General features: G+C 62.4%; 17 protein-coding genes and 2 tRNA genes. 11 read left to right on the forward strand and 8 right to left on the reverse strand.

Features of this window, described 5'->3' with window-relative positions; all coding sequences use genetic code 11:
- A partial coding sequence (locus tag Y703_RS21460; protein WP_155849432.1) for a transposase occupies positions 1 to 187 on the reverse strand: 187 nt, incomplete at its 3' end.
- Positions 188 to 327: 140 nt separating this feature from the next.
- Complete coding sequence (locus tag Y703_RS0106945; RefSeq protein ID WP_026552124.1) at positions 328 to 1,209, reverse strand: acyl-CoA thioesterase; 882 nt, start codon at positions 1,207 to 1,209, stop codon at positions 328 to 330.
- Positions 1,210 to 1,361: 152 nt separating this feature from the next.
- Between Y703_RS0106945 and Y703_RS0106950 the strand changes: the two genes are divergently transcribed.
- Both Y703_RS0106950 and Y703_RS0106955 read left to right on the forward strand, forming a co-directional pair.
- Entirely contained in the window at positions 1,362 to 1,844 is a 483-nt protein-coding gene (locus tag Y703_RS0106950; RefSeq protein ID WP_026552125.1) for an acyl-CoA thioesterase, read from the forward strand.
- Between the two features lie 3 nt (positions 1,845 to 1,847).
- A complete protein-coding gene (locus tag Y703_RS0106955) occupies positions 1,848 to 2,516 on the forward strand; it encodes a DUF8185 domain-containing protein (protein WP_035764151.1) in 669 nt (222 codons plus the stop codon).
- A gap of 25 nt (positions 2,517 to 2,541) precedes the next feature.
- On the opposite strand, the gene Y703_RS0106960 is transcribed toward Y703_RS0106955, so the two are convergent.
- Positions 2,542 to 3,027 carry a globin gene (locus Y703_RS0106960; protein ID WP_026552127.1) on the reverse strand — a complete coding sequence of 162 codons (486 nt, stop codon included), beginning with the start codon at positions 3,025 to 3,027 and terminating at the stop codon, positions 2,542 to 2,544.
- Positions 3,024 to 3,698, reverse strand: coding sequence for a mechanosensitive ion channel family protein (locus Y703_RS18500; protein WP_253907960.1), 675 nt, complete (start codon positions 3,696 to 3,698; stop codon positions 3,024 to 3,026). Before Y703_RS18500 ends, Y703_RS0106960 begins: the two co-directional genes overlap by 4 nt.
- 32 nt (positions 3,699 to 3,730) lie before the next feature.
- Between Y703_RS18500 and Y703_RS0106970 the strand changes: the two genes are divergently transcribed.
- Complete coding sequence (locus Y703_RS0106970) at positions 3,731 to 4,723, forward strand: NAD-dependent epimerase/dehydratase family protein (RefSeq protein WP_026552128.1); 993 nt, start codon at positions 3,731 to 3,733, stop codon at positions 4,721 to 4,723.
- 8 nt (positions 4,724 to 4,731) lie between these two features.
- On the opposite strand, the gene Y703_RS0106975 is transcribed toward Y703_RS0106970, so the two are convergent.
- Together Y703_RS0106975 and pepN are read right to left on the reverse strand one after the other, a co-directional pair.
- Positions 4,732 to 5,226, reverse strand: coding sequence for an OsmC family protein (locus Y703_RS0106975; protein WP_026552129.1), 495 nt, complete (start codon positions 5,224 to 5,226; stop codon positions 4,732 to 4,734).
- A gap of 30 nt (positions 5,227 to 5,256) precedes the next feature.
- Complete coding sequence (gene pepN, locus Y703_RS0106980; RefSeq protein WP_026552130.1) at positions 5,257 to 7,809, reverse strand: aminopeptidase N; 2,553 nt, start codon at positions 7,807 to 7,809, stop codon at positions 5,257 to 5,259.
- A 175-nt stretch (positions 7,810 to 7,984) separates the two neighbouring features.
- On the opposite strand from pepN, the gene Y703_RS0106985 reads away from it, so the two are divergent.
- Both Y703_RS0106985 and Y703_RS0106990 read left to right on the forward strand, forming a co-directional pair.
- Positions 7,985 to 8,458 (forward strand): ribose-5-phosphate isomerase, encoded by a 474-nt coding sequence (locus tag Y703_RS0106985; RefSeq protein WP_026552131.1) that lies wholly within the window; start codon positions 7,985 to 7,987, stop codon positions 8,456 to 8,458.
- Positions 8,459 to 8,463: 5 nt separating this feature from the next.
- Positions 8,464 to 9,393 carry an Fpg/Nei family DNA glycosylase gene (locus Y703_RS0106990; RefSeq protein WP_026552132.1) on the forward strand — a complete coding sequence of 310 codons (930 nt, stop codon included), beginning with the start codon at positions 8,464 to 8,466 and terminating at the stop codon, positions 9,391 to 9,393.
- A gap of 56 nt (positions 9,394 to 9,449) precedes the next feature.
- Here the strand turns inward: Y703_RS0106990 and Y703_RS0106995 are convergent.
- A tRNA-Gly gene (locus Y703_RS0106995) sits at positions 9,450 to 9,520 on the reverse strand.
- Positions 9,521 to 9,652: 132 nt separating this feature from the next.
- Between Y703_RS0106995 and Y703_RS0107000 the strand changes: the two genes are divergently transcribed.
- The 6 genes from Y703_RS0107000 (at position 9,653) to Y703_RS0107025 (ending at position 15,101) form a co-directional block, all read left to right on the forward strand.
- A tRNA-Pro gene (locus Y703_RS0107000) sits at positions 9,653 to 9,726 on the forward strand.
- A gap of 87 nt (positions 9,727 to 9,813) precedes the next feature.
- A complete protein-coding gene (tig, locus tag Y703_RS0107005; RefSeq protein ID WP_026552133.1) occupies positions 9,814 to 11,355 on the forward strand; it encodes a trigger factor in 1,542 nt (513 codons plus the stop codon).
- 233 nt (positions 11,356 to 11,588) lie between these two features.
- The gene (locus tag Y703_RS0107010) at positions 11,589 to 12,185 is read left to right on the forward strand and encodes an ATP-dependent Clp protease proteolytic subunit (protein WP_026552134.1); all 597 of its coding nucleotides are present in this window, start codon (positions 11,589 to 11,591) and stop codon (positions 12,183 to 12,185) included.
- Between the two features lie 52 nt (positions 12,186 to 12,237).
- Positions 12,238 to 12,912 carry an ATP-dependent Clp protease proteolytic subunit gene (locus tag Y703_RS0107015; RefSeq protein WP_026552135.1) on the forward strand — a complete coding sequence of 225 codons (675 nt, stop codon included), beginning with the start codon at positions 12,238 to 12,240 and terminating at the stop codon, positions 12,910 to 12,912.
- A 162-nt stretch (positions 12,913 to 13,074) separates the two neighbouring features.
- A complete protein-coding gene (clpX, locus tag Y703_RS0107020; RefSeq protein WP_026552136.1) occupies positions 13,075 to 14,367 on the forward strand; it encodes an ATP-dependent Clp protease ATP-binding subunit ClpX in 1,293 nt (430 codons plus the stop codon).
- A 101-nt stretch (positions 14,368 to 14,468) separates the two neighbouring features.
- Positions 14,469 to 15,101 (forward strand): mycothiol-dependent nitroreductase Rv2466c family protein, encoded by a 633-nt coding sequence (locus tag Y703_RS0107025; RefSeq protein WP_026552137.1) that lies wholly within the window; start codon positions 14,469 to 14,471, stop codon positions 15,099 to 15,101.
- A gap of 73 nt (positions 15,102 to 15,174) precedes the next feature.
- Here Y703_RS0107025 and valS read toward each other — a convergent pair whose 3' ends face one another.
- Positions 15,175 to 17,793 (reverse strand): valine--tRNA ligase, encoded by a 2,619-nt coding sequence (gene valS / locus Y703_RS0107030; RefSeq protein WP_026552138.1) that lies wholly within the window; start codon positions 17,791 to 17,793, stop codon positions 15,175 to 15,177.
- Between the last annotated feature and the right edge of the window lie 102 nt (positions 17,794 to 17,895).

Below are 17,895 nucleotides of genomic sequence, written 5' to 3' on the forward strand. Positions count from 1 at the left end.
CCGTCTTCCACGACCCGAAACACTCCGGCAGATCCCGCCACGGGATTCCTGCCCGGAACCGATAAACGATGCCCTCAACGACCAGCCTGTGATTGTTGAAGGGGCGGCCCGGGCTTCCGTCCGAGCTCGGCATCAACGGCTCAATCCGAGCCCACTGAGCATCCGACAAAACAGCAGTACGTGACATACCACCAGCATCCCAAAGACCTCACCGAACAATAAGGAGACACGCCCTAGGCGCCACGAATTGCTGGGCACCACCAAACGGGTGCGTCTCCGACTGACAAGACCTGTCGGGGACGCACCCGTTTCTGTGCCGACCGGGAACTACGGGACCCGGACCATGCCCTCCTGAGCCACACTCGCCACAAGCTCTCCAGCCCGGTTGAAGATCTGCCCGGTCGACAGGCCCCGGGCGCCCGAGGCGCTGGGGGACTGCTGGACATAGAGCAGCCATTCGTCTACCCGCACCGGACGGTGCCACCACATGGCGTGATCCAGGCTCGCGACGCTCATGCCCGGTGTGATCCAGCTCAGGCCGTGCTGGCGGAGGATCGACTCCAGCAGCGTGTAATCGCTGGCGTAGGCGAGTGCCGCCCGGTGCAGCCCCTGGTCGGCTGGCATTGGAGCAAACGTCTTCATCCACACGGCGTTGCTCGCCATGCGGTCCCCGTCGTGCTGCACATAGAGCGCACCATCGACGTGGCGGATGTCGAAGGGCCGGTCAAACGACCATGCCCGTGCCAGCGGGTGGTCCATCTCGCCGAGCAGATCAGCTGTGCTGGGGAGCGACTCTGGATCGGGCATTCCCTGAGGCATCCGCTCCTGGTGCGTCAGGCCGTCGTCTGGCTGCTGGAAGGAGGCGATCATTGACAGGATGGGAACACCATTCTGGTAGGCGTGCGCCCGTCGAGCGGAGAAGGAACGACCATCTCGCAACCGCTGCACCCCGAAGGTGATCGGCGCAAGGGCGTCCCCGGCACGCAGAAAGTAGGCATGCATCGAGTGGACCTCACGGGTCGGCTCGACAGTTCGAATGGCAGCGATCAACGCCTGTGCCAGCACCTGGCCGCCGAAGATCCTGCGACCGGACTGCTGGATCGAGGTTCCCACGAAGATTTCCTCGTCGGTCTGCGCCCCATCCGCGCTGCTCAGGTCAAGCAGGTCGACCAGCGTTTGGGTTGGATCGGCCGGGGACTCGACAGCCATAGGTATTTTCTCCTCGTCGTGCGGTTAAACGGAGGGCAGGTGCGCCGCCTAAAGTATCTCTGACCTTAGTTGCACAGGTGTCCGCCCCTCAACACGCGGCGGGTTTGTGGCTGCGGTTAGCCGGAGCATCAACCGTTTGAGAGGATTGCACCATGCCCCGGATCCAACGCTTCCCCATTCACCTCCGCTTCGGCGATGAAGACTCCTACGGACACGTCAACAACGTCCGGTTCCTTCAGTACCTCGAAGACGCCCGGGTGCAGTTCATGCATCTGCCGCTTTCCGAGGCAGCACACGGCGACGCCAAAGCTTCAGACACCCTGCTTGAGACGATCGGTCCGGATCACTTCACCCTTGTCGCACGGCACGAAATCGAATACTCAGCACCCCTGAACTACCGTCCCAGCCCGCTGGAGATCAGCATCTGGGTTACCGGGGTCGGCGGCTCAAGCTTCGACCTCGGCTACCAGATTGCAGAACCTGACGGATCGACCAGCTATGCACTTGCCGCCTCGACGATGATCCAGGTCAACCGGACCACTGGTCGGCCGACGAAACTGAACGGTGCCCAGCGGTATGCGCTTGAGCATTGGCGTGCCGATCCAGTGGCTTTTCGACGCCGGCAGAACGGTTAACCGGTGGAGGGCAGCTCGGCATCCACGGAACTGGTTTTCACCGACCCGCTGGTCGTTGCCGACCTGCGCACCTTCATTTCCCGCGCCAGGGCAGCCGAAGATGGTGCCATCCGGTTCCAGGCGGCTGGCACAGTCCTCGCCGCCTACATCTGTATTCTCAGGCCACGCATTCTCGGCGAGGCCACCCCCACCGTTCTCGGGCTCCGGACCATCCCCTTGGCCAACCCCGCGCAGTTGGATACAACTGTGGCACTTGCCTCGGTGTCGGACCGGCTCGCCCGGATGTCAGAGACCGACGTCGTCATGCAGGTCCCGCCGACAACTGTCACCGAAAGCTGGGCTGGAGTTTTACCCCCACGCGCCGGGTGGGAAGCGCGCGGCGACCTGAGCTCGGAACTGGTCGAGACAGCCGCCAGGAATGGCATCCGCGAAGTCGCGGAGACCGTTCCGAACAATCCGGGTGCGCTGATCGTGAACAGCGCCAGGGGAGCGATCTGGGGCCGCAGCATCGAGGATCTCGCGGTGGACGTGCCGGCGGGCGCAGCCTTCGGGGCCTTCGCTTTGGGATTCCTCGCCACAGGTGAGCGTCCGTCGATCCTGACCAATGGACGCTGGACCAGGATCAGCACCTCACGCGGCCACGTGCTGTCGAGAATCCCGACGATTCTCTGAGGAGTAGCAGAGTCGTGTCCGGGTCCTAGCGGTCGTCTGCTGAGTTGACCATCGAATGGGCAGCCCGCTCGAGATAATCCCAGAGTGTCGCCTCGTGGAGGGGTGCCAAATCCAGTGAGTCGACGGCCGCGCGCATGTGTGTCAACCAGTGATCGCGTGCCAGGGGCGACACAGTGAACGGCATATGCCGCATCCGGAGCCGGGGATGGCCGCGTTGTTCACTGTAGGTCTTCGGACCACCCCAGTACTGTTCAAGGAACATTAGCAGGCGTTTCTTGGCTGGGCCGAGGTCCTCTTCCGGGTACATCGGGCGCAGCAACTCGTCATCAGCGATGCCGTCGTAGAAGACGTCAACCAGCCGCACGAAGACCGGATGTCCGCCGACCGCCTCATAGAAGTTGTCGGTGTAGGCGGGCTGGTCAAACCGCGGCCCCACCGGTGTGAGTTTGGCTATCGGTTCCCCAAACCGGGAGGGGATGGGGATGCCTTCAGTGTTGCCAGGGGTTGTCATGGTTTCTCTCCTGTCGGTCCGCCGGCGGGTGCTGGCGCAACGTAGTCGCCCTGCGAACGGTTGCCCACCTTCATGATGTCCCCGTTGCGGATGTACCAAATGGCTCCGTCGTCGTCGATCAGGCGGGTGATCCGCAGCCCAACAGACTGCACCACTCCGACCGTGTCGCCCACCTCGATCGTGTCACCAATGCCGTACTGGTCCTCAAGGGTGATGAAGAACCCAAGGAACGCGTCCCTGATGATTTCGCGGGCACCAAAGCCAATGGCAATGCCCACTATTCCCACACTTGCGAGGATGGGACCAATGTCCACGCCGATCGCCTGCAGGGCCATCATGAAGACGATGATCGCGATGGTGAGGCCTGAGACGCTGCGCAGCAGTGCTCCGATCGTCTCAGTTCGTTGCACCCGTCGTTTGTGGTCCAGGGTACGCAGGACAGGCTGCGCCCATTTGAAATGGGGCTTCCTGAACAGGTCGGATCCGCCGCGCACTCGCCGTACCATCCGGTTGATGAGGAATCGCACCACCAGCCACAGCAGCAGTCCGGCCACGATGATGATGCCAGCATGAAGGAGCTGGTCTCCTAGGCCAATCTGAGTGGGCGACTGCATCGTGGCGTAACCGTTTCCTTTACGTGAGGTGTTCTCCGCTGCTGGCGGACAGGGCATGTGCTCCTAGGCTATCGCCGTAGGCTGGGCCGATGCGCATCCTGGTCCTCGGCGGCACAGTGTTTCTCTCCCGGCGGATTGCCGAAGAGGCCCGCGAACGTGGGCACGAGGTTACGTGCCTGGCCCGGGGGACCTCGTCGAGCCCGCCCGATGGAGTCTCCTTTGTGCAGGCTGACCGCGACCGCCCTGGCACCTACTCGCGCGTGGACCAGGACTGGGATGTTGTCATCGAGGTGTCGTGGCAGCCGCATCAGGTCGGCGAAGCCCTCCAGGCGCTGTCAGCCCGAACCGGCCACTGGATCTACGTCTCAAGCTGCTCGGTCTACGCCGACCATTCAGTGCCCGGCGCCGCCGAAAGCGCTTTACTGCTGAACCCCTACGGCGGCGACGCCCCAGCGTCCAGCGAATCCTACGGCGAGGTGAAGGTGGCGTGTGAACAGCTGGTTGAGCAGGACCGCGGGGGACGGGCCCTGGTCATCCGCCCGGGGTTGATCTGTGGCCCAGGAGACGGTAGCGACCGCTTCGGCTACTGGCCCGCGCGGCTGGCGCGCGGGGGCGGCGTGCTCGTCCCGGCGATCCAGGGGGCCGCAACGCAGACCATCGATCTGGGCGACCTCGCCGCATGGATCATCTCAACTGCTGGCCGCGGACTAGCCGGAACTTTCAACACCCTTGGACCGTCAGTGGGGTTCGGGGACCTCATCCATCGGACTGCCGCCCGGGCTGGGTTCGACGACGTTTTGCGGTGGGTGGAGCCCGGCTGGCTGACCGAACACGGAGTGGCCTACTGGGCTGGACCAGATTCTCTGCCGCACTGGTTGCTGGCGGGCTACGACGAATTCGCCGCCCGTTCAGCCAAGGCTGCCCTCGCCGAAGGCCTGCCTCAGCGGTCAGTGGAGGAAACGACTGACCGGGTGCTGGACGATGAACTACGCCGCGGGCTCACCCGGCAGCGGGCATCGGGGCTGACACCCGCAACCGAGGAGCGGTTGCTCGCGCGGCTCGGGGAAGCCGAATCCCAGTGACGCAGTCCCTAGGCGTGCTGCTGGGCGTCCTCGGCAACTATTAGTACCGGCTCGTGGTTGACCGGGAAGTTGACCGACCGCGCAATGAAGCAGGATGCCGCTGCGTCCTTGTGAAGGGACTGCGCTGTGTATTTCAGAAGCGGATCCGTGATGGTCACCCGTGGCCTGAGGGTGACACTGAGGAACTCGCCGCTGCCATCGGGGTTCAACCTCATGGTGCCAACAGCTGGGTCCTCGTAGGCAGTCACCACCACGCCGTTCTTCACCGCCATATGAAGATAGGCCAGCATGTGGCACTGGGACAGCGCAGCGAGCAGCAGCTGTTCGGGATTCCACCTGTCCTTGTCCCCATGGAAGGTGGGGTCCGCCGTGCCAAGCAGCAACGGCGGACCCACAGCCGACACCTCGTGTTCCCGGCCGTAGCCTCGGAACGAGCGGGTGCCTTCGCCGCGGTTTCCAGTCCATTTAACGGCTACCCGATAGTGGTGCTCGGAGAGGTTCATGGATCAAAACTACACCCCCAAACGACTGTTTTACCGGTCGACGGCCTGAGCTTTCAGCGCACGCACAATCCCATCCTGGCTCTCCAGAATCAGGCGCCGCAGTGAGGTGCTCTCGGCGTCGGGCGACCGCAGGAACACCTCGGTCTTATCGAGCGTTTCCTGGGTGCTCAGTCGTGCTGGATACAGTCCGACGATGATTTGCTGGGCGATCTCGTGGGTCCGGCTGGCCCAGATATCCGGAGCCGCCGCGAAGTACTTGTCCACAAACGGGGCGAGGATTGCTGGATCATGAACACGCATGAACCCGGCAATGGCTGATCGCTGGGCGGCGTTGGGCATGTCAGACCGCTCGACAATGCTGTGCCAGGCGGCAGCCTTCGCCTCGGCTGTAGGAAGCGCTGCGGTGGCCTGCGCCCCGGCAAGCTGACCGGTAGCCGTCGCATCGCGGTCAAGTTCGGCGTCGATCTCCTGCTGCCCAAACCTGCCGCCAGCAACCAGTGATGTCACTAGCTCCCACCGCAGATCGGCGTCGATCTCCAACCCCTCAGGCACCACAGAGCCGACGAAGAGGGCTTCGATCGTATCCAGGTGGGCTGTGGTCTGCGCGTGTCCGGCGAACGCCTTGACGAACTGCAACTGTGAATCCGATCCGGCGTCGGCACTCTGGGCGAGCTCCCACAGGCTATCCGCGGCAGCGATGGTCATCGCCGACCGATCTGTGGGGTTCACATAGAACGCGAGCGTCGTGGCGAGCTGACGCAGCAGGACCAGCACCACCGAAGAGTCGGATTCGGCCCCAATATTTTGCAGAATCAGTTCAACATAGTTGCGGGCCGGGGTTTCCCCGTCGCGGGCCGCATCCCAGGCCGAAGCCCAGACCAGGGTGCGGGGGAGCGAATCGTTGAAGTCCCTGAGGTGCTTTGTGGCGGTACTCAGCGACACCTCATCGAGCCGGATCTTGGCGTAGGCCAGGTCGTCGTCGTTGAGCAGCACCAGATCCGGGCGGGTCCGGCCGACCAGTTCTGGCACCTCGGTGCGCTCGCCGTCGACGTCGAGTTCCACCCGATCGACGCGTTGCAGTTTTCCGGAATCGTCAAGGGTGTAGAAGCCGATGGCAAGCCGGTGTGGGCGGATCGTGGGGTAGTCGGCGACAGCCGACTGGAGGACAGTGAAGCTGGTGATAGAGCCGTCAGCGCTGATTTCGAGTTCAGGCCGCAGGGTGTTGACTCCAGCCGTTTCCAGCCACAGCGCCGACCATTCCTTCAGGTCCCGGCCGCTTGCCTTCTCCAGCTCGGACAGCAGGTCAACCAGCTCGGTGTTCTTCCACGAGTGCTTGCCGAAGTACTCTCTGACACCCTCCATGAACTTGTCCTGGCCTACCCACGCCACCAGTTGCTTGAGCACTGAAGCACCCTTGGCATAGGTGATGCCGTCAAAGTTCACCTGGACATCTTCGAGGTCATTGATCTCGGCGACGATCGGGTGAGTGGAGGGCAGCTGATCCTGACGATAGGCCCAGGCCTTCTCCAGTGAAGCGAAAGTGGTCCACGACTGCTTGAACTCGGTGGCCTCGGCGGCCGCCAGCGTGGACATGAACTCTGCGAAGGATTCGTTCAGCCACAGATCATTCCACCACCGCATGGTCACCAGGTCGCCGAACCACATGTGCGCCAGTTCGTGCAGGATGGTGATGGCCCGCCGCTCGACTGTCGCGTCGGTAACCCGGGACCTGAACACGTAGCTCTCGACGAAAGTTACGGCGCCTGCGTTTTCCATGGCTCCCGCATTGAACTCGGGGACAAAAAGCTGATCGTACTTGGCGAATGGGTAGGGGGTACCGAACTGCTCCTCGAAGAAGGCGAAGCCCTGGCGCGTCAATGCGAAAACGTTCTCGGCGTCAAGGTGCTGCATCAGGGACTTCCGGGCGAACACGCCCAGGGGGATGACCCGGCCATCCGAGCTGGTCAGCTCGCTGCGCACTGACTGGTACGGTCCAGCGATCAGCGCTGTGACATAGGAGGACAGCACGCCGGTGGGCTCGAAGGACCAGGTGGACTTTGCGCCGCCATCGTCGGCTGACCCCGTATCGACAGGGGTGGGGGTCGGCGAGTTGGAAATGACGTCCCAGTGCGAAGGAGCAGTCACGGTGAAGCTGAACATGGCCTTCAGGTCAGGCTGTTCGAAGACGGGGAAGACACGCCGCGAGTCCGGGACCTCAAACTGGGTGTAGAGGTAGACCTCCTTGTCTACCGGGTCAACAAAGCGGTGCAGACCCTCGCCGGTATTCATGTAGAACATGTCAGCATGGATGACCAGTTCGTTGGAGGTCGCGAGGTGGGGCAGCTGAATGCGGATGCCGTCGGACACCTCGGCGGGATTGAGCTCGACGCCGTTCAGGGTGACCAGTGACACGTCGCTGGTCACTGCGTCGATGAACGTTGAAGCGCCCTGGGTGGCCTCGAACTTCACCACTGTCCTCGATCCGAACACCGTGTCGCCGCGGGTGAGGTCGAGGTTGATGTCGTAGGAGGTGACTGTCAAAATGTCAGCGCGAGCTCGTGCTTCTTCGCGCGTCAGATTCATGCCTGGCAAAGTGGAGCCTTTCGAAAAAAGATGGTGATGCCCTGCGGATGGCGGGCGCCGTGTGTGATGCAGCTTACGCAGCACAGCCATTCTTTCACCAGAGCCGGCATCCGGGCACACTCAGCGAGCAAGTACCCTAGACAGCACACACCCACCTCATCGAAACGGATTTTTCATGCGCGTTCATATCGCCACTGACCACGCTGGCATGGAGCTCAGTGCCCACCTGATCGAGCGCCTGCGCGGAACTGGGTATGAGGTTATCGACCACGGGCCACTGGCCTACGACGCCGAGGACGACTACCCCGGGTTCTGCATCAACGCAGCGCAGGCTGTAGTCATCGACCAGCAGGCCGGCCGCGAAGCACTGGGCATCATCCTGGGCGGATCCGGCAACGGCGAACAAATGGCAGCCAATAAGGTGCGGGGGGTACGCGCCGCACTTGCCTGGAATCTGGAAACCGCCAAGCTGGCACGCCAGCACAACGACGCCAACGTTGTCGCAGTCGGTGGACGGCAGCACTCGGTCGAGGAAGCCGCACTCATCATTGAGGCGTTCCTAACCGAGCCGTTTAGCGAGGCCGAGCGCCATAACCGGCGGATCGGCCAGATTGCTGCCTACGAGTCCACCGGCAGCGTCACCCTGTAGCTCCGATGCCTGAAGGTCATTCAATTCACCGGCTGGCATTGCAACTGTCCTCAGTGTTCGGTGGACAGCGGGTCGCGGCGTCCAGCCCGCAGGGCCGGTTTGCTGCTGGAGCGGCAGGCCTTGACGGACGGGTGCTGACGGGAGCCGCGGCGCATGGGAAACAACTCTTCGTTGAGTTCGCTGATGCTCCCGAGGAGAGTGCGGCACCCCCGGTCTTTCTCCGGGTGCACCTTGGCCTCTACGGAGCCTGGAGCTTCGGCGGTGACGAGACCTTCATGGGCGCCTCAAGTATCGGCGCGCCACGCAAGATAGGGGAGCGGGAGCTAGCTGGCGCCCCCGAAGCGGCCTTCAGCGGCCCCCCTGCACCCGTCGGAGCGGTCCGGCTGCGGCTTGTCAGCGACAGCGGCTGGGCCGATCTGCGCGGCCCGACAGCGTGCGAGATCATTACCGGGCCAGAGCGGGACGCCGTCGTCGCTCGCCTGGGCCCCGATCCACTCGGCAGTACAGCCGACGGTAAACGCACGGCTGACGAGGTCGTTAGGTTCGCCACCGGCCTGCTCAAGAGCGCGAGCCCGGTGGGCCTGCTGCTGATGAATCAGTCGGTGATCGCTGGGGTGGGGAACATTTACCGCGCTGAGGCACTGTTCCGGCAGAAGCTGGACCCGTGGAGTCCGGGGAAGTCTCTCAGTGTCCAGGAAGCCACTGTGCTGTGGGAGGACATCGCTGCGATCATGAGGGACGGGGTGAGTGCCGGACGGATTATTACGACGTCGCCGGCGGACCGTTCCTCGCCCTCATCCCGGGTCAAACGGGAGGACGCGCACTACGTCTACGGGAGACCGGGTATGCCCTGTCGCCGTTGCGGCACGCCGGTAGCAGTCGCCGAGATGGCTGCACGCAAGTTGTTCTGGTGCCCGGTGTGCCAGCGGTCATGAAGTGCTGGTGACACACAAAAAGAGCACCCGACAGCCGTCGGGTGCTCTTTCAGGTGAGGGGATGACGGGAATCGAACCCGCATCATCAGTTTGGAAGACTGAGGCTTTACCACTAAGCTACATCCCCTGAAACCTGGGTGAATCTCTCGCGACTTTCACCACCCGGGCCGTTGGAACGCCTATAACTACACCACAGGCGGGGCCATTTAGCCAAATGTGCAACTGAGCCAAAAGTTACGTAGACTAATGGCTGCACTTACGGGGTGTAGCTCAGCTTGGTAGAGCGCCTGCTTTGGGAGCAGGAAGTCGCAGGTTCAACTCCTGTCACCCCGACTCTGCATTATCGCCGCGGATGCCGTTCCGGTAAATCCTCGGACGCCGTGTGGTCATTCATCTTCAATCATTCAGGAGTACTACGCCGTGAAGAGCGCTGTCGAAAACCTCACTCCCACGCGAGTGAAGCTCAATGTGGAGGTTCCGTTCGAGGAGCTCAAGCCGAACATCGATGCGGCTTACAAGACCATCTCCGCTCAGGTCCAGGTCCCGGGGTTCCGCAAGGGACGTGTTCCCAACCAGCTGATCGACCAGCGTGTCGGCCGCGGCTACGTCATCGAGACCGCAATCAACGACGGTCTGAATGACTTCTACCAGAGCGCCGTTCAGGAAACTGGCATCCGCCCCCTGACCCGCCCTGAGGTGGAGATCACCGAAGTCCCGGATCCCGCAGCCAAGGATGGACAGCTGCTGTTCACCGTCGAGCTGGACGTTCGCCCTGAAATCACCCTGCCCGAGTACTCGGGTCTTGAGGTAACTGTTGAAGCGGCAGAGGCGTCCGACGCCGACGTCGACAAGGCTCTTGATGAGCTGCGCGGTCGGTTCGGCACCCTCACCGCCGTCGACCGTCCTGCAGCTGACGGCGACTTCCTCACGCTGAACCTGGTGGCAACCGTCGACGGCGAGCAGGTTGACGCCGCCCAGGACGTCTCTTACCAGATCGGTTCCGGCACCATGCTCGAGGGCATGGACGAGGCAGTTACCGGTCTCAGCGCCGACGAGGACGCAATCTTCGAGACCACTCTGGCCCGCGGTGACAACGCCGGAAGCACTGCTCAGGTCAAGGTCGAGGTCAGCGCAGTGAAGGAACGTGAACTGCCAGAAGCCAACGACGACTTCGCCCAGCTGGCCAGCGAGTTCGACACCATCGTCGAGCTGCGTGCCGACCTGACGAAGCGCGCAGCCGAGGAAAAGGTCACCGAGCAGGGCGTCGAAGCCCGCGACCTGGTGCTTGAAAAGCTCATCGAGCTCATCGAGGTTCCAGTGCCAGCAGCGTTCATCGAAGACCAGCTCGAACAGCACTTCACCGGCGAGAACGCTCACGCCAATGCGGAGGGCCACGACACCGATGAGCACCGCACCGAGATCCGCGAGAACACCGAGCAGGCGTTCCGCAACGAAATGATCCTGGACGCGATCGCCGAGAAGGAAGAGATCGGTGTCAGCCAGCCTGAACTGATCGACTACATCGTCTCCACAGCAGGACAGTACGGCATGGAGCCGAACCAGTTCGCTCAGATGCTTGACCAGAGCGGTCAGGTTCCCATGATTGTTGGAGAGGTCCGCCGTCGTAAGGCGCTGGCCAAGGTCCTTGAACTGGCAGTCGTCAAGGACAGCTCGGGATCCGTTGTTGACTTGAGCGAGTTTGTGCGCCCCGGCGACGAAGCTGACGAGGCATCCTCCGAAGCTCAGTCCGAGGAAGCGCCAGAGGCGCCTGCAGAGACGAAGCCAGCCAAGAAGGCTGCAGCGGCCAAGAAGCCGGCGGCTGAGAAGAAGCCGGCCGCAGACAAGAAACCTGCTGCAGAGAAAAAGCCAGCCGCAGCCAAGACTGCTGCAGCCAAAAAGGCAGCACCCAAGAAGCCTGCAAAGGCAGCTGCCGCAGCTGACGAAGAGTCCAGCAAGGCATAGCGTTACTGATCGTCAGCCAGGGCCGTCTTCCTATCGGGAGGCGGCCCTCGGTCGTTAACGCCGCAGCCGGCGGCGCTCGTGCGCCGTCAGCGAACAGCCTTCGTGCCGGGATCAAACGAACCCCTAAACCAGTTACTGTCCAATGAGAGACAAAAGGTCGGCTGTCGGCACCCGGCAGACCAACCAGAGTGAGAGGCTAACTTCCAATGGCAATCGAACCCACCACACCGACAATGGCAACCGTGGACCCCGCTGGCCGGGATGACTACATCTATAACCGGCTCCTGAAGGAGCGCATCATCTGGCTCGGCTCCGAGGTGAGGGATGACAACGCCAACGCCATCTGCTCCCAGTTGCTGCTGTTGTCAGCGGAAGATCCGGACAAGGACATCTTCCTGTACATCAACTCGCCTGGCGGGTCGGTCACCGCAGGCATGGCCATCTACGACACCATGCAGTTCATCCCCAACGACGTCGTCACCGTCGCTACCGGGCTGGCCGCTTCCATGGGCCAGTTCCTGCTGTCCTCGGGCACGAAGGGGAAGCGCTACGCCACCCCACACGCCCGGGTGCTCATGCACCAGCCGTCCGGTGGCATCGGCGGAACTGCTTCCGATATCAAGATCCAGGCAGAACTGATCCTGCACATGAAGCGGGTGATGGCCGAGCTCACCGCCGAGCAGACCGGTCAGAGCGTTGAAAAGATCCTGAAGGATAACGACCGCGACAAGTGGTTCACCGCTGAGGAAGGCCTTGCCTACGGCTTCTTCGACAAGATCGCTGCGCACGCCAACACGGTATCCGGCGGCGGCGGCACCAAGCGCGACTAGCCGCTGCGGCCTGCGCCCCACCCACCACTGCAGATTTCACCCAGGAGACACCATGAACCACAATTTTGGAGCCGCAGCAGGCGGCGCCGCACCCCAGATGCCATCCAATCGCTACGTTCTTCCCCAGTTCGAGGAGCGCACGCCCTACGGCTTCAAGCGCCAGGACCCGTACACCAAGCTCTTCGAGGACCGCATCATCTTCCTCGGTGTGCAGGTTGACGACGCGTCGGCCGATGATGTGATGGCCCAGCTGCTGGTCCTCGAGTCGACTGACCCAGAGCGCGACATCACGCTCTATATCAACTCGCCCGGCGGATCCTTCACGGCTATGACTGCAATCTACGACACCATGCAGTTCATCCGTCCGGAAATCCAGACCGTGTGCCTGGGACAGGCAGCCAGTGCGGCAGCTGTCCTGCTGGCAGCCGGCGCCCCCGGCAAGAGGCTGGCACTGCCCAATGCCCGCGTCCTGATCCACCAGCCAGCGCTCGGCGGTGGCCAGGGGGGCCAGGCATCGGATCTGGAGATCCAGGCCAATGAAGTCATGCGGATGCGCAGCTGGCTCGAAGACACGCTGGCATTGCACAGCGGCAAGAGTTCCGAGCAGGTCAATCTCGACATCGAGCGCGATAAGATCCTCACCGCAGCTGACGCCAAGGTGTACGGGCTGGTGGACGAGGTTCTCACGTCCCGGAAAATCAGCCCACCGAAGATCAATAAGCCGTAGGGTGCTCTGCGCTGGCTAACTGGCCCGTGGTGCGAAACAAATGCACCACGGGCCATTTGGTGCCCACTAGGGGCGCCAATTGTCCTAGAGTGGAAGGTAGCCCGGTTCCACCAGGTCGGACACCGGCTGTCTATTCACAGATTCACGTAAGGGGACTGACACATGGCTCGCATTGGTGAGAGCACAGATCTGCTTAAGTGCTCTTTCTGTGGGAAAAGCCAGAAGCAGGTCCGGAAACTGATCGCCGGACCCGGGGTCTACATTTGCGACGAGTGTATTGATCTCTGCAACGAAATCATCGAGGAGGAGCTCTCAGAGGTCGCCGAGGTTGGCACCTTCGAACTCCCCAAGCCCCGCGAGATCTTTGACTTCCTGCAGGAATATGTCATCGGCCAGGAGCCTGCCAAGCGCTCTCTCGCCGTAGCGGTCTACAACCACTACAAACGGATCCAATCCGGACACACCCCGCGTAGCACAGGCAACCTCTCCGATGCGGTGCCAGCGGAGGACGTCGAGATCGCGAAGTCCAACATTCTCCTGATCGGCCCCACCGGGTGCGGCAAGACCTACCTGGCGCAGACGCTGGCACGCCGATTGAACGTCCCCTTCGCTGTGGCAGACGCAACTGCTCTCACCGAGGCCGGATACGTCGGCGAGGATGTCGAGAATATCCTCCTCAAGCTCATTCAGGCCGCTGACTATGACGTCAAGAAGGCAGAGCAGGGCATTATCTACATCGACGAGATCGACAAGATTTCCCGCAAGAGCGAAAACCCGTCAATTACCCGCGATGTCTCGGGTGAAGGCGTGCAGCAGGCGCTGCTGAAGATCCTCGAGGGGACAGTCGCCTCCGTGCCACCCCAGGGTGGGCGCAAGCACCCGCACCAGGAATTCATCCAGATTGATACCACCAACGTGCTGTTCATTGTCGCCGGTGCGTTCGCTGGGCTCGAAGAAATCATCGGTTCCCGTGCCGGGCGGAAAGGCATTGGCTTTGGCGCACCACTGAGTTCGCTGAAGAGTGAAGAGGTCAGCTACGGTGATGTGATGCCTGAGGACCTGCTCAAGTTTGGTTTGATCCCTGAGTTCATCGGCCGGTTGCCTGTCATCACCACTGTGAACAGCCTTGACCAGGCTTCGCTCATGCAGATTCTGACGGAGCCCAAGAACGCTCTCATCAAGCAGTTCCAGAAGATGTTCATGCTCGACGGCGTTGAGTTGACCTTCGAGCCGAAGGCCCTTGAGGCCATCGCGGATCAGGCACTTGAACGGGGCACCGGAGCGCGTGGGCTCCGGGCGATCATGGAAGAAGTCCTCCAGCCGGTGATGTTCGATCTGCCGAGCCGGGACGACATTGCCACAGTAGTCATCACTGAGGATGTTGTCGGCAAGAAGGCAGAACCTACCCTGATCTCGCACGATGTTATAGCGAAGCGGCGGAACAAGTCAGCCTAACGTTCAGTTTTTTGAGGCGTTGACCGGAATAGGTCAGTGAGGGCTCCGGTTGTACTGTGCAGGACTATGATGTCCTGCACACCAACCGCAAGGAGATGCATATGAGCGAAGCAACTGCTGTTCACAAGGATGATGTCCAAAAAGCCGATTTCTGGTTCGACCCGGCCTGCCCGTTCGCCTGGGTCACGTCCCGGTGGATTGAGGAAGTGGAAAAGGTCCGCAGCATCTCGGTGGACTGGCACGTGATGAGCCTTGCCGTCCTCAACGCTGGCCGTGACCTGCCCGAGGATTACCAGGAGTTCATGGAGCAGGCCTACGGGCCTGTGCGCGTCATTATCGCTGCGGCCGAACTGCACGGTCCTGAGAACATCAAGAAGCTCTACGACGCCATGGGCACCCGCATTCACGAGGGGCAGAATAAGGATTTCGCCGCGGTCATCAGCGAAGCCCTCGAGGAAGTCGGGCTCCCCGCTGACCTGGCCAGCTACGCCACCAGCGAGGACTACGACACAGCGCTGCGCGCGTCGCATCAGGACGGGATCGACCGGGTCGGCGACGAAGTTGGAACCCCGGTGGTCGCCTTCAACGGCACAGCTTTCTTCGGTCCGGTGCTGACGCGTATTCCCCGCGGCGAAGATGCCGGTCGCATCTTTGATGGAGCAGTCATGCTTGCCGGGTTCCCTGAATTTTTTGAACTGAAGCGTTCACGCACCGAGAGCCCCGCCTTCGACTAGGCGGGATCCTCAGAGAAGAGGCCCCGCGGACCAATCGATCCGCGGGGCCTCTTCCCTGTGACAGGACTGGGTACTAGACCGTGTCGGCGGGTGCCAGTTCCACCTCGAAGACCGACAGCTCACCCTCGGCCTCGGCCAGATGCAGCTCGCGCACGTTACCGGCGGCCAACAGATCGTTCAGCCCGGCATTGAGTTGGCGCAATTGGGCCGCAGACCCATTGACTACCGCGCTGAGCACCTCGGTGCGCTGCTTCACCTTCGCCTCGGACTTCGACCGGCGGATCCCGCCAAGGGCCAGGGCCACGGTTCCGAGGACACCGGTGTCGGCGGTGCGGATGGTTCCGGCGAGATGACTTGACGTGGGCCATTCAGTCCGGTGCACTGACCCGCTGCGCCACCAGCTCCAGACCTCTTCGGTAGCGAAGGGCAGGAACGGCGCAAACATGCGGAGCATCGCGTCGAGAGTGGTGGCCAGGGTAGCCAACACCGACGCCTGCTCGGCTTCACCGGCCGCACCGTAGGCGCGGTCCTTGATGAGCTCGACGTAGTCGTCGGTGAAGGACCAGAAGAACGTCTCGCTCAGCTGCAGCGCCCGGGCATAGTCGTACTTCTCAAACGCTGCGGTCGACGCGTCGATGACCTGTGCAAGCTGAGCCAGCAGGGACAGGTCCAAACGGTTCGTGACTACCGATGTGTCAGCGGTGAGGACCGTGTGCTCGGTGGCACCGAGGTTCAGGACGAACTTTGAGGCATTGAGCAGCTTGATAGCCAGGCGACGCCCGATCTTCATCTGGGCAATCTCGTAGGCCGTGTCAGCGCCCAGCTTGGCTGAGGCAGCCCAGTACCTGACGGCGTCGGCCCCGTACTCCTCAAGCACGTCGGTGGGGACCACCACGTTGCCCTTGGACTTGGACATCTTCTTGCGGTCCGGGTCCAGAATCCAGCCGGACAGCGCGGCATGGCGCCAGGGAGGCGAATCCTGCAGCGAATCGGCCCGGACCGCGCTGGAGAACAGCCAGGTCCTGATGATGTCGTGGCCCTGCGGCCGGAGGTCGAACGGGAAGACCTTGGCAAACAGGTCGGGGTTCTTCGGCCAGCCACCCACAATCTGGGGGGTCAGCGATGAGGTAGCCCAGGTGTCCAGGACATCGTTCTCGCCAACGAAACCGCCCGGCTGGTTGCGGGAGGTCTCCTCGAACCCCGGTGCAGGCTCGGCGGCCGGGTCTACGGGCAGGGACTCGTGAGTGGGGACGATGGGAGCCGCATAATCCGGCTCGCCGTCGGCGTCGAGGCGGTACCAGACCGGAATTGGCACACCGAAGAAACGCTGCCGGGATACCAGCCAGTCGCCGTTGAGTCCTTCAATCCAGTTCTCGTACCGGGACCGCATGAACGCCGGATGGAAGTCGATTTCCCGGCCGCGCTGGATGAGTTTCTCCCGCTTGGCCTCGTCCCGTCCACCATTGCGGAGGTACCACTGGCGGCTGGTGACGACCTCGAGGGGCTTATCGCCCTTCTCATAGAAGTTGACCGGGTGGAGTACCTTTTTCGGTTCGCCTTCCAACTCGCCGCTGGCACGCAGCAGGGCAACAACGCCCTCCTTGGCGCTGAAGACAGTTTTTCCGGCGATCGCCGAATAGTTCTCCTGCGCCCTCTCGGTGCTGATCCACTCGGGGGTCTCTGACCGGATCCGGCCGTCCCGGCCCACAATGGCGCGGGTGGGCAGTTGCAGTTCACGCCACCAGATGACATCGGTAAGGTCGCCGAAGGTGCAGATCATGGCAATGCCGGTGCCCTTGTCGGGCTTAGCCAGCGGGTGCGCCTTGATTTCCACCTCGACGTCGAATAGCGGCGACGTGACTGTGGTGCCGAAGAGGTGCCGGTACCGCTCGTCGTCGGGATTTGCCACCAGCGCCACACAGGCCGGGAGGAGCTCCGGCCGGGTCGATTCAATGAAGATCTTTTGACCATCGGGGGTGTGGAACGCGATCCGGTGGTAGGCGCCAGCCTGCTCCCGATCCTCGAGTTCGGCCTGGGCCACTGCTGTGCGGAAGGTGACGTCCCACAGGGTGGGAGCTTCGGCGAGGTAGGCGTCGCCTGCAGCGAGGTTGTCGAGGAAGGCCCGCTGGCTGACGGCCCGCGAGGTGTCGTCGATGGTTCGGTAGGTTAGGTTCCAGTCAACCGACAGGCCGAGGGTGCTGAACAGGTTCTCGAAGACCAGTTCATCCTGGACTGCCAGTTCCTCGCAGAGCTCAATGAAGTTCCGGCGGGACACGGCGTCGAAGTCGCGCTGGTTCTTGGGGGGCTCGGCGGGAGGGGTGTAGCCAGCGTTGTAGGGGACTGACGGATCGCAGCGCACTCCGTAGTAGTTCTGCACCCGACGCTCGGTGGGGAGGCCGTTGTCATCCCAGCCCATCGGGTAGAACACGTTCTTGCCGCTCATCCGCTGGTACCGGGCGACGACGTCGGTCTGGGTGTAGGAGAACATGTGTCCTACGTGCAGCGACCCTGATGCGGTCGGCGGGGGAGTGTCAATCGAGTACACCTCCGCCCGGGACGTCTCTGGATCGAAGGTATAGGTCCCCTCCGCCCGCCATTGCGCAGCGAGCCGGGACTCGAGACCCTCAAGAACCGGTTTGTCGGGGACATTTACTGTTGCGGGCGTGTCTGTGCCCGGAGTGTGTTCAGCCATGGGGCCAATTGTTTCACGATAAGTTGGATCCATGACTTCAACCCAGATCACGCCCGCCCAGCGAGCAGCAGTTGTCACCGGAGCGAGTACCGGCATTGGGCA

It is taken from the genome of Arthrobacter sp. H20 (assembly GCF_000520515.1).
Classification (GTDB): Bacteria; Actinomycetota; Actinomycetes; order Actinomycetales; family Micrococcaceae; genus Arthrobacter_D.